The 14,729-nt window shown below is 46.0% G+C and carries 14 protein-coding genes; 2 read left to right on the top strand and 12 right to left on the bottom strand.

Annotated features, from left to right (window positions below):
* The first annotated feature begins 2 nt into the window (after window positions 1–2).
* A complete protein-coding gene (trxB, locus tag TPET_RS00290) occupies window positions 3–956 on the top strand; it encodes a thioredoxin-disulfide reductase (protein WP_011942761.1) in 954 nt (317 codons plus the stop codon).
* On the opposite strand, the gene TPET_RS00285 is transcribed toward trxB, so the two are convergent.
* From TPET_RS00285 to rsmH, 3 genes are all read right to left on the bottom strand, one after another.
* Window positions 947–2,647, bottom strand: coding sequence for a penicillin-binding protein (locus TPET_RS00285; RefSeq protein WP_274378307.1), 1,701 nt, complete (start codon window positions 2,645–2,647; stop codon window positions 947–949). The genes trxB and TPET_RS00285 overlap by 10 nt on opposite strands.
* Window positions 2,648–2,704: 57 nt before the next feature.
* Window positions 2,705–2,848: a hypothetical protein gene (locus tag TPET_RS00280; protein ID WP_148186656.1), complete on the bottom strand. Its 144-nt coding sequence runs from the start codon at window positions 2,846–2,848 to the stop codon at window positions 2,705–2,707.
* Window positions 2,849–2,960: 112 nt separating this feature from the next.
* Entirely contained in the window at window positions 2,961–3,860 is a 900-nt protein-coding gene (rsmH, locus tag TPET_RS00275; RefSeq protein WP_011942758.1) for a 16S rRNA (cytosine(1402)-N(4))-methyltransferase RsmH, read from the bottom strand.
* Window positions 3,861–4,115: 255 nt separating this feature from the next.
* On the opposite strand from rsmH, the gene TPET_RS00270 reads away from it, so the two are divergent.
* Window positions 4,116–6,494 (top strand): ATP-dependent Clp protease ATP-binding subunit, encoded by a 2,379-nt coding sequence (locus TPET_RS00270; RefSeq protein ID WP_011942757.1) that lies wholly within the window; start codon window positions 4,116–4,118, stop codon window positions 6,492–6,494.
* Window positions 6,495–6,500: 6 nt separating this feature from the next.
* On the opposite strand, the gene tsaB is transcribed toward TPET_RS00270, so the two are convergent.
* The 9 genes from tsaB to TPET_RS00225 form a co-directional block, all read right to left on the bottom strand.
* Window positions 6,501–7,121, bottom strand: coding sequence for a tRNA (adenosine(37)-N6)-threonylcarbamoyltransferase complex dimerization subunit type 1 TsaB (tsaB, locus tag TPET_RS00265; protein ID WP_011942756.1), 621 nt, complete (start codon window positions 7,119–7,121; stop codon window positions 6,501–6,503).
* 9 nt (window positions 7,122–7,130) lie between these two features.
* Window positions 7,131–7,607, bottom strand: coding sequence for a DUF3855 domain-containing protein (locus TPET_RS00260; RefSeq protein ID WP_011942755.1), 477 nt, complete (start codon window positions 7,605–7,607; stop codon window positions 7,131–7,133).
* The gene (locus TPET_RS00255) at window positions 7,604–8,524 is read right to left on the bottom strand and encodes a cation diffusion facilitator family transporter (RefSeq protein ID WP_011942754.1); all 921 of its coding nucleotides are present in this window, start codon (window positions 8,522–8,524) and stop codon (window positions 7,604–7,606) included. Before TPET_RS00255 ends, TPET_RS00260 begins: the two co-directional genes overlap by 4 nt.
* Before the next feature lie 50 nt (window positions 8,525–8,574).
* On the bottom strand, window positions 8,575–9,864 hold the full coding sequence (gene eno, locus TPET_RS00250; protein ID WP_004080719.1) for a phosphopyruvate hydratase: 1,290 nt from the start codon (window positions 9,862–9,864) through the stop codon (window positions 8,575–8,577).
* Between the two features lie 55 nt (window positions 9,865–9,919).
* Complete coding sequence (locus tag TPET_RS00245; RefSeq protein ID WP_048810843.1) at window positions 9,920–11,074, bottom strand: 2-oxoacid:acceptor oxidoreductase subunit alpha; 1,155 nt, start codon at window positions 11,072–11,074, stop codon at window positions 9,920–9,922.
* Complete coding sequence (locus TPET_RS00240; protein ID WP_011942752.1) at window positions 11,067–11,264, bottom strand: ATP-binding protein; 198 nt, start codon at window positions 11,262–11,264, stop codon at window positions 11,067–11,069. Before TPET_RS00240 ends, TPET_RS00245 begins: the two co-directional genes overlap by 8 nt.
* 11 nt (window positions 11,265–11,275) lie before the next feature.
* On the bottom strand, window positions 11,276–12,400 hold the full coding sequence (locus TPET_RS00235; protein WP_011942751.1) for a sodium ion-translocating decarboxylase subunit beta: 1,125 nt from the start codon (window positions 12,398–12,400) through the stop codon (window positions 11,276–11,278).
* Between the two features lie 75 nt (window positions 12,401–12,475).
* Window positions 12,476–13,390 (bottom strand): homoserine O-acetyltransferase MetA, encoded by a 915-nt coding sequence (gene metA, locus TPET_RS00230; RefSeq protein WP_004080711.1) that lies wholly within the window; start codon window positions 13,388–13,390, stop codon window positions 12,476–12,478.
* Between the two features lie 4 nt (window positions 13,391–13,394).
* A complete protein-coding gene (locus TPET_RS00225; RefSeq protein WP_011942750.1) occupies window positions 13,395–14,687 on the bottom strand; it encodes an O-acetyl-L-homoserine sulfhydrylase in 1,293 nt (430 codons plus the stop codon).
* Window positions 14,688–14,729: the final 42 nt, after the last annotated feature.

The raw sequence follows: 14,729 nt of genomic DNA, 5'->3' as shown, positions 1-14,729 counted from the left end.
AAATGGTTTTCTTTGATACTGGATCCATAAAAAAGAAGGAGATAAAGGACAAATACGACATAGTCGTTGTGGGTGGAGGACCTGCGGGTCTCACATCTGCTATTTACGCCAGGAGAGCAGGACTTTCTGTTCTGGTCGTTGAAAAGGCGATCGAAGGAGGATACGTGAACCTCACCCATTTGGTTGAGAATTACCCGGGGTTCCCGGCCATCTCCGGAGAAGAACTCGCTTCGAAATTCAAAGAACACGCTGAAAAATTCGGTGCAGACATATACAACGCCGAAGTCGTTAAGCTGGAAGTCCTGGGAGACAAAAAAGTAGTTGAACTCGATGATGGTAAAAAAATAGAAGCTCCTGTAGTGATCGTTGCAACCGGTGCGAATCCGAAAAAACTGAATGTGCCAGGTGAGAAGGAGTTCTTTGGGAAAGGCGTGTCGTACTGCGCAACCTGTGATGGATATCTTTTCGCAGGAAAAGATGTAATCGTAGTGGGCGGAGGAGACAGCGCGTGCGACGAATCGATTTTTCTCTCCAACATAGTGAACAAGATCACCATGATCCAGCTTCTTGAAACGCTCACGGCTGCGAAAGTTCTTCAGGAAAGGGTCTTGAGCAATCCAAAGATAGACGTCATTTATAACTCCACCGTGAAGGAGATCAGAGGAAAAGACAAGGTTGAAGAAGTTGTTATAGAGAACGTGAAAACGGGAGAAACGAAAGTGCTGAAAGCAGATGGAGTGTTCATCTTCATAGGACTCGATCCAAACTCGAAACTGCTTGAAGGTCTGGTGGAACTGGATCCCTACGGTTACGTTATAACGGATGAGAACATGGAAACTTCCGTGAAAGGGATCTACGCGGTCGGTGATGTGAGAAAGAAGAATTTGAGACAGATAGTCACAGCTGTTGCAGACGGTGCTATAGCCGTTGAGCATGCCGCAAAACATTACTTCTGATCGCTCAAAAACAGAATCACAGGTCCTTCAAGAGGATGATTGGGTGGGGGTGTTTGTTCAGACACCTTCCACCCTTTTCCTTTTATTTCCACGTCTTTCACTCCGAGGGATTCCAGAACGAGCAAAGCGTCTCTAATTGGAAGACCTGTTAGATCCGGCATCAAACCTTCTACAACCCTTATTCTTCCGTCTTCTTTCTCCGTGAGAATCTCTACGATCTCTCTGAACACCGGAGCGGCGACCTCTCCTCCGTAGAAAGCCTCTGAAGGACTGTCCAGATGAACCAGTATCGTGTACTTCGGATCTTCAGCGGGGAAAAAACCCACAAAAAGTGAGTGATAGAGATTCCTGTATTCTCCACCGACCGCCTTCTGCGCGGTTCCCGTTTTACCAGCAATCGTCATTCCCTTCACCTGAGCGAGTTTCCCTGTTCCTTCTTCCACGACCCGGACCATCGCCTGTCTTATCATGTCCGCTGTTTCTTTTGAAAAGACCTTCCTTTTTTCCACTGGAGAGTCTTTCAAAATGGTAGGTTTCACCCAGTATCCATCGTTCGCAAAGATGTTGAGAGACGCAATCAGTTGTACAGGAGTGACACCGATACCCTGGCCAATCGAGATCTCAGCCGGATCTATGAGGGACCATTTTTTCGGTTCTCTCAGAACACCAGCGATTTCCCCTTCCATTTCGATACCGGTTTTTTCCCCAAAACCTACCTTCTGAAGCCACTCATAGAATCCTTCAACACCGATTTTCTCTGTGATAAGCTCTCCTACCTTAACACTCATCACATTGCACGATTTTACGATTCCCATGGAGAAATCCACCAGACCGTGCTTTTCTATATCTCTTATGATCACAGGGAGTTGCTCTACTGGTTTTATTGAACCTTCGCACTCAACGGTGAAATCTGGAGAAGCAGAATGTGTCTCGAGAGCGATCGCGTACACCAGGGGTTTTATCGTCGAACCTGGCTCTATGTATCCGCCGATCAAATCGTTCCAGTTTCTAGTGGTCACCATTGAGAGTATCCTGCCGGTTTTTGATTCCATCACAATCACATGACCCGCTTCCGCAGAGTGTCCTTCCACGGCTTTCGAGATGATGTCGTAGACGCGCCTTTGAAGGTCAAGATCCAGTGACAGCCATACATCTTTTCCGTTTTCGGGGGGAGAGTAATTCACAAGGGTAGGAGAGAGGCGGGCTCCTCTGTAGCGAAGTTCTAAAAAACCATTTCTTTTCCCTCGTAACTGATCGTCAAAAAAACCCTCTATTCCTCCCTTTCCCGTTCCATCTATCACCGTTCCAAGCAGAACTCCTGCTGTGTAATCCTGAATTTTTTTTCTGGTGTATACCAGTTCTATGTTGACAAAGGGCAGCAACTCTGATTCTATCTTCTTTAACACGTCAACTTTGTCTTCTTCCTCTGTGAGTTTGAAAAACTTGTACTTCATCACTTCTTCCAATGACTCTGTGATACCGCAGTTTTGCAGGGTCTTCTCGAGTGCTTTTATATCCCCATTTTGTCTTTTAAAAAAGTCGACATCGAGATAAGCGGCGTATTTCGGCAAATCGTAAACTAATTTCCTTCCCTTGATGTCCAAAATACTTCCTCTCTGGGGAGGGATAGAAATGAACCAGTTTGTTCTTTCTGTTAAAGGAAAGAAGAACAAATTCACTAAGGAGACCATCAAAAATAACGCAAAGATTGCGAGCAACAGCCACAACCTTTTTTCCATCTATCACTTTCACTCCGAGGGATTCAGGAGATCGAAATAGGACGAGATGTGGTAGAACTCTTCTTTGAGTGCCTGATGAGTTCTTTCCAGTTCTTTGATCTCGATTTCGAGTTTTTTATTGTTTTGCGTGAGGTAGAAGGCCAGAACTCCCACTCTTAAGGCGGTTACCCCCACGAACAATAACACAGCAACGAGCACAATGGTGAAAATAAGTTGATGCGAAAGAACGAGTACTCTCGTCCTCTGGTTTACCTTCGCTGGCAGATCAATCTCCTCCTTTCTCTATCCGCTCCGCTGCACGCAAACGTCCGCTCCTGGCTCTTGGATTCTCTCTTATCTCTTCTTCTGAAGGACGAACCGGTTTTTCCGTCAATATTCGTAACTTTTTGGAATTTCTGAACGTTTCTTTGACGATCCTATCCTCCAGAGAATGAAAGGAGATGACCACTATTCTACCACCCGGGTTCAGAAGATCCTCCGCTTTTCTCAGAAATTCCTTCAGATTTTCAAGTTCTCTGTTGACATAGATTCTTATAGCCTGGAACGTCTTCGTTGCAAAATGCCTCTTGCGACGTCTGATTTCGTAAGATGGAAGCGCTTCTCTCACGGCTTTAACGAGGTCAAGAGTAGTGTTGAGCGGACGATTTTCAACGATTTTCCGAGCGATTCTCCTTGCGAATTTCTTCTCTTCACCGTACTCAAAAATTATCCTCGCTAACTCCTCTTCCGGTAACTCATTCAATACTTTTTGAGCCGTTACTTCGCTTTCCAGATCCATACGCATATCCAGTGGTTCTTCTCTCTCGAACGTGAATCCCCGATTCTCTCCTTTGAGCTGATAAGTAGAAACCCCAAGATCCATTAATATCCCATCTACTTTTTCTACTCCTAAAGTTTTAAGAAGAAAATCTGCTTCTCTGTAGGAGATTTTGAACAAACTCGCACGATCTGAAAATTCTTTCAATTTCTCTTCTGCGATCCGCAAAACTTCTGAATCAACGTCTATTCCTATGATTCTGCATCCCGGACAGTGTTCTAAAATCGCCTTGGAGTGTCCTCCTTCACCTACCGTGCAATCGAGGATGATTTTCTCATCCTCCGGTTTCAGAAACTCGATAACTTCTCTAACCATTACAGGAATATGTCGCTGCGAATATTTCCGCATCTTATCACGCCTTCTGATCCTCGTGTGGAAACATTATAACGTATTCTTCCGTAAAAATCAAAAAAAACGGTAAACAAACGACAGTCCTCTTAAAATGCAGAATTGAAGGGATTTTTGGTTGATTCATTTTTTATATACAAGTGTGTACTAATTGAGCTGGAAAAGAAGATATTCTGTTGTTTCAATAAATATTTACTTTTTGTTTTATCAAACGTAATATTTGAGTGCTAACATAATGAACTGGAGGTGAGAATTATGAGAAACCTGAACGACAAGATGAAGGATATTTTCGAAAGGAGTGTGGAGGATATCAAAGAAAGAAATCAGAACCTGCTCAGACCAGAACACATTCTCCTTCAGATTCTTTACGATGAAAACGAGGCCACGAAGGTACTGAAAGATCTCAATGTAAACGTGGAAGAAGTGATTACTGAGCTGGAGGACTACATCGATTCCCAGTACGGGATATACTACGGATTCTCCGATCAGGTCTATGTATCGAAAGAGCTTTCTTACATCCTGGAGCTGGCGAGAAAGGAAGCCAGACTCTTCAAGCAGAGGGATGTAGGTCCTCTTCACTTCCTTCTAGGACTGTTGAGAGACGGTTCCACGCACGCTGCCCGTGTCCTGAAAAAGTACGGCGTTGACTACGAAAAAGTGCTTCAGAAGATTAGGGAGCACGAAGAAGAGTACGCGACCGAACAGTCACCGCTCACGGCTTTTGCAACCGATCTCACAAAATTGGCAAAAGAGGGGAAAGTAGGCCCTATCATAGGAAGGGACAAAGAAATCGAGCGCGTGATTGAAATTCTCATGAGAAAAACCAAGAACAACCCAATTCTAATCGGTGATCCAGGTGTTGGAAAAACCGCTATTGTGGAAGGTCTCACACAGAGAATCGTTGAGGGGAAAGTCCCTGATCCTCTAAAAGATGTGCGCATACTGATGGTGGATCTCGGAAGGATGATAGCGGGAACCAAGTACAGGGGAGAGTTTGAAGAAAGGCTGAAATCGTTCCTCGATGAAGTGATGAAACAGAAAGAAAAAACGATTCTCTTCATCGATGAAATACACACCCTGGTTGGTGCTGGCGCAGCCGAGGGAGCGATGGACGCTGCCAACATGTTGAAGCCGGCCCTTGCTCGCGGTGAAATACGCGTCATAGGTGCGACCACGCTGGATGAGTACAGAAAACACATAGAAAAAGACAAAGCGCTCGCGAGAAGATTCCAGCCGGTGATGGTGAGAGAACCGAGTGTGGAGGAGACCATAGAGATCTTGAAAGGGTTGAAGAAAGTCTACGAGGAGCACCACAAAGTGAAGATAGAAGACGAAGCGATAGAGGCAGCTGCCAAGCTCTCAGCGAGGTACATAACAGACAGATTCTTGCCGGACAAGGCGATTGACCTGTTGGATGAAGCGGCAGCAAGAGTGAGACTCAGCGCTACAAAACAGGAAAAGGATGAAACGAAGCTTCGCGAGCTCGAAGAAAAAATAAAAGAGCTTGAAGCAAAAATCGACGAGCTCACTATAAGATCTCAGTACAAAGAAGCGGCCGATCTCAAGAAAGAACTCTTCAAACTCAGGAACGAGTACGAAGCTTTGAAGAGTGGGAAACCGGTTGTCACAGCGGAGAAAATAGCAGAAGTGGTTGAATCCTGGTCTGGTGTACCAGTTTCCAGAATCGTTGAGTCTGAAAAGGAAAAGCTTCTGAAGCTCGAAGAGATAATCCACCAGAGACTCGTGGACCAGGAGGAAGCGGTCAAGGTAGTGGCCGATGCCATCAGGAAGGCAAGGGCTGGAATAAAAGATCCTAACAGGCCAGTTGGTACCTTCCTCTTCCTTGGACCAACGGGTGTTGGTAAGACTGAGCTCGCAAAGACACTCGCTGAAGTGCTCTTTGGAAGCGAAAACGCACTGATACGAATCGACATGACCGAATACATGGAAAAGCACGCTGTCTCCAAGCTGATAGGAGCACCTCCGGGATACGTCGGTTACGAGGAAGGTGGTCAGCTGACCGAAGCCGTAAGAAGAAGACCGTACAGTGTCGTACTGCTTGATGAGATTGAAAAGGCGCATCCGGATGTGTTCAACGTACTGCTTCAGATAATGGACGACGGAAGACTCACAGACAGCAAAGGAAACGTTGTGGATTTCAAGAACACGATCATCATCATGACGAGTAACATAGCAAGCGATCTGATACTGAACTACGTTAAAGAAGGAAAGAGCTTCGATGAGATTGAAGAAAGAGTCAGAGAAGAGCTGAAACACTACTTCAGACCCGAGTTCATAAACAGGATAGACCACGTTGTTGTCTTCAAACCGCTTACAAAAGAACACATGAAACAGATCGTGGAAATAATGATTAGAAGACTTGAAGCGCGGTTGAAGGACAAGAACATAAAACTCACGATCACCGAATCGGCGAAAGAATACCTCGCAGAAGAAGGATACGATCCAACGTTCGGTGCAAGACCGCTGAGGCGGCTGATAGAAAGGGAAATAGAAACACCACTCGCAAGGATGATCATAGCAGGTGAAGTGCAGGAAGGTCAGACGGTGAGAGTGGATTACAACGGTGAAAAATTGATCCTCGAAGTTGCCAGAGAACTCGAGAAGGTTCAGTAAGGGGCGTTAGCCCCTTTTCTTTTTTTCCCAGTTCAATTCCGCTATGGATTTCTGAAGATACAAAGGTTCGATTTCGTAGTAGTGGATGGTCTTTTTCTCTTTGAAAAGCCTCTCGCTCTCTTCAACCAGCACAGCAGGTGAGATGAGAATGTCGTCCTTCAGGACTATTTTTGGAGAAAACTCTTTTGTGATCTCTTTCAGTTCTTCGTCAGAGACCACACTCGGCTCTTTCAGCAGATTGAGATTTTCGTCTTTCAGATAAACCGCACAGTAGTGGTAACCTTTCCTAGCTCTTCTGACCACGAGTACAACACCGCTGACTGGACAACTTTTTGCAGCCATTTCGAAGGAGTTCAGAGGAGCCACAGGTATATCGTATGGAGACACAAGTCCTATCACAGTGGCGATTCCCACCCTGAGACCTGTCAATCCTCCAGGACCAATACCAACTCCCACGACATCAAGATCCATCACTTTGAAATCTAGTTCGTCCAGCAGCTTCTTCACAACAACAGGAAGAATCTCTGCGTGTTTTTTCTCACCTGTGTAGGAAATTTCAAAAAGATCTTCTCCTTTTCTCAACCCAATTCTTATTCTCTGGGAAGTGTCGAGTGCCAGAACGTTCATCCTCTCACCTCAGAACAGATTGTCTATTTCTTGGACAGAAAACGTGTACTCTCCAGGATTCCATCCTTTCGATTCAAAAAAGTACTTCATGAACTCTTCCACTAACTCGTTCCTGTTTTTCTTCTTCACTGAAGAATATGGAACGTAAATTTTGTACCAGTTCTTCTCTGATAGTATTCTCATGCCACCATAAGAATCGAGGTAGTCGATTTCCTCAACAAAGACGTTTTTCAAGTCTGTCCAGTCTCCGAGCGGGAGATCGACAGCGTTTTCTTTCGGTGTGAGAGCTTTTATGGCGAAACTTGGTACTTCTTCTCCTTCTTCCAGGACGCTGATCTTGAGAAAAATTCTTCCAATCAGTTCAGAATTCACCGGCTCGAGGCTCACACCCGTTTCGTTGAAAATCTCTTTCATTTTCTTCTCGAGAATACCAAATTCTTTTCCTTTTTTGTAGTAGAGTATTTCAAGGATGTCCATCAATCTCATTTTTTCTCTCCTTTCTTCAGGCCAAATCCTTCTTCTTCCACGTTCCCAAGTGGCTCAACGTGTATGGTTACGTCTTCTATATCGTCTCTTCTTTTCAACATTTCTTTCCTTATTTTCACGGTCAATTCGTGCGCATCTTTCACAGACATCTTTCCATCTACTTCGATATCCATTTCTATGAAGTGCCTTGTTCCCACCTTCCTTATTCTCACCCTGTGGGGATTATGCACGTTTGGAAAACGTTCGAGGACGGCAAATATATCATCGTACATGTCTAACTCGGTTCTTTTCATGCCATCCATGAGTTCGTAAGCCGCTTCGTAGAATACGGAAAATGAGGTTCTCAGGATCATAATGGAAACGAAAATCGCGAGCAGACTGTCCAGCCACCACCATCCGAAGGTTTTCATCGCAACCATGCCGGCCAGAACAGTTCCTGAGATCATTATGTCGTTTCTCATGTTCAGTGCATCACTGATTGTAGCCGAACTTTTCAAACGTTTCCCAAGAGACAGTTTGTATAAAAAAAGAAAAGTTTTGCCTGCAACGGAAATCCCAACAACAATAAAGGCTGTCAGAGTGAGTTCCAGGGAAAACTCCTGTTTCACGAGCCTTTTGACTGATTCAACAAGAAGAGAGGCTCCTGCGTAAAACATAACGAAGGAGATTATCTTTGAGGCGATCGTTTCTGCCCTTTCATGGCCGTATGGATGCGTCTCGTCGGGTGGTTTTCCTGAAATTCTGGATGAGAGGAGTATGACAAAAGATGTGAATATGTCGGTGGACGTGTCTATTCCGTCTGCGAGTATCGCATAGCTTCCCGTGAGAAGTCCCACCAAAATCTTCAAGACAGCAAGCACGGTGTTTCCAAGTATTCCAATCCATGCTCCTTTTTTTATCTCTTCATGCCTTTCCAATCTGAAATCACCTCAACAAAATGAAGGCCCACCAAGGTGGGCCTTCGGTGTTATCTCTTTATAGAGTAGAAAGATTTCAAACCTCTGAATTCTGCCACTTTTCCGAGTTCTTCCTCGATTCTCAAAAGCTGGTTGTACTTGGCTATCCTTTCGCTTCTGGAGAGGGAACCTGTCTTGATGAAACCAGCGTTCGTTGCCACAGCGAGATCCGCAATGAACGTGTCTTCACTCTCTCCAGATCTGTGGGAAATGATGGCTGTCATGTTGTTCTTCTGTGCCATCTCCACCGCGTCGAGAGTTTCCGTGACGGTGCCTATCTGATTGAGTTTGATGAGTATGGAGTTGGTCGCTTTGAGTTCTATTCCTTTGGAAAGTCTTTTCACGTTGGTCACGTAAAGGTCATCTCCAACGATCTGAACCTTGTTTCCTACTCTCTTTGTGAATTCCACAAATGCATCCCAGTCTTCCTCCGCGAACGGATCTTCGATGGATATGATGGGGTACTTCGCCACCAGTTCTTCGTAGTATCCCATGAGAACTTCGCTGGATTTTTCTTCACCATCGACGTAGTAAACTCCCTTTTCCTCATCGTAGAAGGAAGATGCTGCGCAATCAAGAGCTATGAAGACTTCTTCTCCGGGCTTGTAGCCAGCTTTCTCTATGGCTTCAATCAGAACCTTTATGGCTTCTTCGTTGGAAGACAGATTGGGTGCGAATCCACCCTCGTCTCCTACTGCTGTCACGTGACCGGCTTCGTGGAGTATCTTTTTCAACGTGTGGAATATTTCCGCTCCTGCCCTCAAAGCTTCTCTGAAGCTGTCAAATCCGGCGGGAACGATCATGAATTCCTGAAGGTCAAGATTGTTGTCTGCGTGCTGTCCACCGTTGATCACGTTCATCAAAGGTACTGGCAGAACCTTTGCGTTGACTCCTCCAAGGTATTTGTAGAGGGGCAATCCGAGGTAATTCGCCGCCGCTCTGGCAACTGCCATAGAAACGGCGAGTATAGCGTTGGCACCCAGTTTAGATTTGTTCTCTGTGCCATCCAGTTCTATCAGTGTCTTGTCAACGAGTGGCTGGTCGAATGCGTTCATTCCAATCAGCGCGGGAGCTATGGTTTCGTTCACGTTCTCTACGGCCTTCAGAACACCCTTCCCGAGGTATCTCTTCTTGTCTTTGTCTCTGATTTCCAGGGCTTCGAATTTTCCAGTGGAGGCACCAGAGGGCACGATGGCTCTTCCCATTGTTCCGTCTTCAAGCACGACTTCCGCTTCAACGGTGGGATTTCCTCTCGAATCCAGGACCTCTCTTGCTCTTACATCCACGATTTCCACGTACACAGTTTCCACCTCCTTGGTTTTTTGATCCACCAAGATTCAATTCTACTCCTTTATGTTAAATCTCTATTTGAGTTTCGGTTATAACATCCAGAATCTCTTCAGGTTTTATGAGTTCTCCGTTCACTTTGTTTATAGTTCTTATGACTTTCGATCTTCTGTCTATGGAACTTATGAGTTCTTTCGCGTACTGCCCCAGATTCATCTCGGCTATCACTATGGTGTTCACTTTTTCTGCCAATTTTCTGAAACGTGATACGGGAGCCGGCCAGATTGTGATGGGCTTGAACAATCCCACCTTGATTCTGTCGCGTCTTGCGATCTTCACTGCTTTCATAGCGCTTCTTGCGACTATTCCATAGGCCACCACCAGAATTTCTGCGTCTTCCGTCTCGTACTCCTCGTAGAAAGCTATTTCATCCGCATGGAGTCTGATTTTGTTCGTAAGCCTTCTTATCAATTTTTCTGCCACATCAGGAGAAGTTAGAGGGAAACCCGATTCGTCATGGACGAGACCGGAGACATGAAACCTCGTTTTTCCCATCTCAGCCATGGGGAATGGTGTGGGTTCTGCGTACTCACTTTCAGAAAAGGATACGAAAAGATCTTCTTCTCCAAAAGAAGTGTCTTTCAGTCTCTCTATGATGAACAGTTCCTCATCTTTCGGTGGATAGAAACTTTCCCTCATGTGACCGAGCATTGCGTCCATGAGAAACACAACAGGAGTCCTGTACTCTTCCGCTAAGTTGAACGCAGTGATTATATAACGATAAACTTCCGCGACAGATGATGGATAGAGAGCGATTATGGCGTGGTCTCCGTGTGTTCCCCATCTTGTCTGCATGATGTCTCCCTGCGCGGGTTTCGTTGGAAGTCCAGTGGAAGGGCCGAGTCTCATGACGTTGACAAAGACACACGGTGTTTCCGTCATGATCGCGTAGCCTATAACCTCCTGCATGAGGCTGAATCCGGGTCCACTTGTGGCGGTCATCGATTTCACTCCGGCGAGGGACGCTCCAACAACAGCCGCTGCACTGGCTATTTCGTCTTCCATTTGAACGAAAACTCCCCCCACTTTTGGCAGTTCTCTTGCCATCACCTCCGCTATCTCTGTGGAGGGAGTGATCGGATAGCCTGCGAAAAACCTGCATCCTGCTTTTATCGCGCCCAGAGCACACGCTTCGTTCCCCTGAAGAAACATCATCTCAGGCATTCTCATCACTCACAATTTCTATGGCCATATCCGGACATATTTTCTCACATTTTAAACATCCGATGCATTTGTTCTCGTTTGTCACGGGTTTTCCTATTTCATCGCTTGTAATGGCACCAGTCGGACAAGCCCACGCGCACAGCTTACACGCTTTGCACCAGTCGTAATTCACCACGATCTTGTAACCCATATTCTTCCCTCTCAGCTGAGGAACATCAGAAACACTCCTGCCACAGTGGCTGAGCCTATGACTCCCGCCACGTTGGGTCCCATTGCGTGCATGAGTATGTGATTCCTTGGATCTTCTTCCTGAGCGAGTTTCTGTGCAACTCTGGCAGAATCTGGTACGGCAGAAACACCAGCCGCTCCTATGAGCGGGTTTATTTTATCCTTCAAAAACAGGTTCATGAGTTTCGCAAACAGAATCCCAGAACTCATTGACACGATGAAAGCGGCTGCTCCGAGAAAGAATATCATCAGACTTTGGGGAGTCAAGAAAACATCGGCTCTTGCAGAAGCCCCAACTGAAAGCATGAGAAGGATCGTCACCGTGTCGAGTATGTACCTGCTGGCGGCTTCAACGAGTCTTTTCACAATCCCCGCTTCTCTGAGGAGGTTTCCAAACATGAGAGATCCAACCAGAGGGAGCGACTTTGGAATCAGAAGAGCGGTTGCTATTGTTATCACTATCGGAAATGAAAGTCTCTCGAATCTGCTCACCTTTCTTGGTGGTTTCATTTTGATTTTTCGTTCTTCTTTGCTTACTAAAATTCTGGAAACGACGGGTTGGAGGATGGGAATGAGAGCGATGTAGGAATAAGCAGATATGGCTATGGGGGCGATCAATTCTGGGGATAGTGTGTTCGTTATGTAAATGGCGGTTGGCCCATCTGCACCACCTATGATGGAGATGGAAGCCGCCTGTTTCAGAGAAAATCCTAGAACCTTTGCCACAAAAAAGGTGAAAAATATTCCCATCTGTGCAGCCGCACCGAGAAAGATGGTGATCGGGTACGAGAGCATGAAGGAAAAATCTGTGAGGGCGCCTATTCCGAGGAAGATGAGAGGAGGATAGATTCCCAGGTCAAGGCCTTTCTTTATGTAGTAGAGAAAACCGCCTTCGTTCAATATTCCCGTGGTTTCAACGGGTATGTTCGCAAGAATGATTCCAAAGGCTATGGGAATCAAAAGAAGAGGTTCTGAGTGTTTCACTATAGCTACGTAAAGCAGGGCAATGGCCACTGCGAACATGGCTATGTTTCCAAATGTGAGATATGGGAACGCGGTTTGAGCAAAGAAATTTGCCAGGGCTGATATAATCGACAATTTTTCCACTCCTTTTGTGTTCAGAATCACAACTATTATTTTAACATGGAAAAAGAAGAACCCCGAAGGGGTTCTTCAGTGTATGTCTTCCAATCTGTAAGGTGTTTTCTGGTAGATGCAGTAATTCAACCAGTTGCTGAAGAAGAGGTGAGCATGACTCCACCAGGTGAGAATGGGAGTTTTTGTGGGATCGTCGTTTGGAAAGTAATTGGCAGGAATCGGCACCTTCAGATTTCGACCTATATCTCGATAATATTCGTCTCGCAGTGTGTATCTGTCGTACTCGGGATGTCCTGTGACGAATATCTGTCTTTCGCTTTTGTTTGCAACCACGTAAACACCAGCTTCGTCCGACTCTGCAAGGATCTCAAGCTCCGGTACTTTGTCTATGTCTTCCTTCTTCACTTCGGTGTACCGCGAGTGCGGCGCCCAGAAGAAGTCGTCGTGTCCCCTGAAGAGGACCGAATCTTTTGCGACTCTGTGCTTGTAAACGCCTGAGAGCTTCTGTGGAAGTTCGTACTTCGGTATTCCGTAGAAATAGTACAGTCCCGCCTGAGCCGCCCAGCAGATGAACATGGTTGAGTACACGTTGTGGCGGCTCCATTCCATGATTTCTGTGAGTTCTTCCCAGTAATCCACTTCTTCGAACGGAAGGAGTTCCACGGGAGCGCCCGTGATGATGAATCCATCGAATTTTCTATCTTTAACAGCGGAAAAAGTTGTGTAGAACTTTAGAATGTGTTCAATGGGAGTGTGTTTCGGTTTGTGAGTTTCGGTGTAGAGTAAGGTCACATTCACCTGAAGAGGAGTGTTTCCAAGGAGTCTGAGAAGTTGAATCTCCGTTTTTATTTTGTCTGGCATCAGGTTCAGAATGAGAATTTCAAGAGGGCGGATGTCCTGGTGGATCGCCCTCTTTTCCGTCATAACGAAAATGCCCTCTTTTGCCAAGACTTTCACAGCAGGAAGACCGCTTGGAACGTTTATTGGCAACTTTTCATCCCTCCTGAGATTTTCTGAGAGCCTGATCCAGATCGGCTATGATATCTTCCACATCTTCTATTCCAACAGACAATCTTATCATATCCGGAGTAACACCCGTTTTCAACTGCTCTTCTTCCGTGAGCTGCTGATGGGTTGTCGAAGCGGGATGAATAGCCAGAGTTCTTGCATCACCAATGTTGGCGAGGTGGGAAATGAGTGTGAGACTGTCTATGAACTTCTTTCCCGCCTCTTTTCCGCCTTTCACACCGAACGTTACAATCGCACCGTATCCTTCTTTGAGGTATTTCAGTGCGTTTTCTCTGGTTTTATTGCCTTCAGCTATCGGATAGTTGACCCAGCTCACGGCGGGATGCGATTTCAGAAATTCAACGATCTTCAGTGCGTTTTCACAGTGTTTCTTCATCCTCAAGCTGAGGGTTTCAAGTCCGAGGATGAACAGAAACGCGTTGAACGGGCTCATACAGCTTCCCAGGTCCCTCAAAAGCTGGGTTCTACATTTTGCTATGTAGGCTGCTTCTTTGAACGTCTCCACATAACTCACACCGTGGTAGATGGGATCTGGTTCCACGAGTTCTGGAAACTTTCCGTTCGTCCAGTCGAATTTTCCGCTGTCTACGATGAGACCGCCTATCGATGTTCCGTGTCCTCCGATGAATTTCGTGGCCGAATAAACAACGATGTCGGCACCGTGTTCGAAGGGCCTGAATATGTATGGCGCTACCGTATTGTCCACTATCAAAGGAACACCGTGTCTGTGAGCGATCTCCGCTATCGCTTCAAAGTCCGGCACTGTGAGACCGGGATTCCCGATAGTTTCAAGGTACACCGCCTTTGTTTTCTCGGTGATGGCCTCTTCTATGTTCTTTGGATCTGTCTCATCCACAAACTTCACGATGATGCCGGATTTTTTATAGAGAGTGTGTCTGAACAGATTGTACGTTCCCCCATACAGCGCGCTCCCGCTGACGATCTCATCTCCTGGACCTGCAATGTTCAAAATGGCATAAGTTATAGCGGCTTGTCCACTGGCAACTGCTAAGGCTCCCACCCCTTCTTCCAGAGCGGCTATTCTTTCTTCAAGGACCGAAACGGTAGGATTTCCAATCCTTGTGTAGATGAACCCAGGCTCTTCAAGGGCAAAGAGTCTCGCTGCGTGATCAGAATTTCTGAAAACGTAAGAAGTCGTTTGATATATAGGGACCGCTCTCGATCCTGTGGTCTGCTCGGGTGGTTCATAACCTGCGTGAAGAGCCCTTGTGTTGTAACCGTATTTCTTCCAGTCCATTCTCTCCACCTCCCGTGATAAAATTTTCTGATGTCCTCTTTT

The sequence above is a fragment of the Thermotoga petrophila RKU-1 genome, assembly GCF_000016785.1.
In the GTDB taxonomy this organism is placed as follows: domain Bacteria; phylum Thermotogota; class Thermotogae; order Thermotogales; family Thermotogaceae; genus Thermotoga; species Thermotoga petrophila.
The sequence above is the reverse complement of the archived record's forward strand: the minus strand, read 5'-3'. Positions and strand labels throughout refer to the sequence as shown.

Excerpts from the sequence above, each read along its gene's own strand:
- TPET_RS00245 (WP_048810843.1), bottom strand. The coding sequence starts at position 11,074 with ATGCCTGAGATGATGTTTCTTCAGGGGAACGAAGCGTGTGCTCTGGGC.
- TPET_RS00285 (WP_274378307.1), bottom strand. The coding sequence starts at position 2,647 with ATGGTCTCCTTAGTGAATTTGTTCTTCTTTCCTTTAACAGAAAGAACA.
- TPET_RS00240 (WP_011942752.1), bottom strand. The coding sequence starts at position 11,264 with ATGGGTTACAAGATCGTGGTGAATTACGACTGGTGCAAAGCGTGTAAG.
- tsaB (WP_011942756.1), bottom strand. The coding sequence starts at position 7,121 with ATGAACGTTCTGGCACTCGACACTTCCCAGAGAATAAGAATTGGGTTG.
- trxB (WP_011942761.1), top strand. The coding sequence starts at position 3 with ATGGTTTTCTTTGATACTGGATCCATAAAAAAGAAGGAGATAAAGGAC.
- TPET_RS00225 (WP_011942750.1), bottom strand. The coding sequence starts at position 14,687 with ATGGACTGGAAGAAATACGGTTACAACACAAGGGCTCTTCACGCAGGT.
- TPET_RS00270 (WP_011942757.1), top strand. The coding sequence starts at position 4,116 with ATGAGAAACCTGAACGACAAGATGAAGGATATTTTCGAAAGGAGTGTG.
- TPET_RS00260 (WP_011942755.1), bottom strand. The coding sequence starts at position 7,607 with ATGAGATTGATGGACATCCTTGAAATACTCTACTACAAAAAAGGAAAA.
- rsmH (WP_011942758.1), bottom strand. The coding sequence starts at position 3,860 with ATGCGGAAATATTCGCAGCGACATATTCCTGTAATGGTTAGAGAAGTT.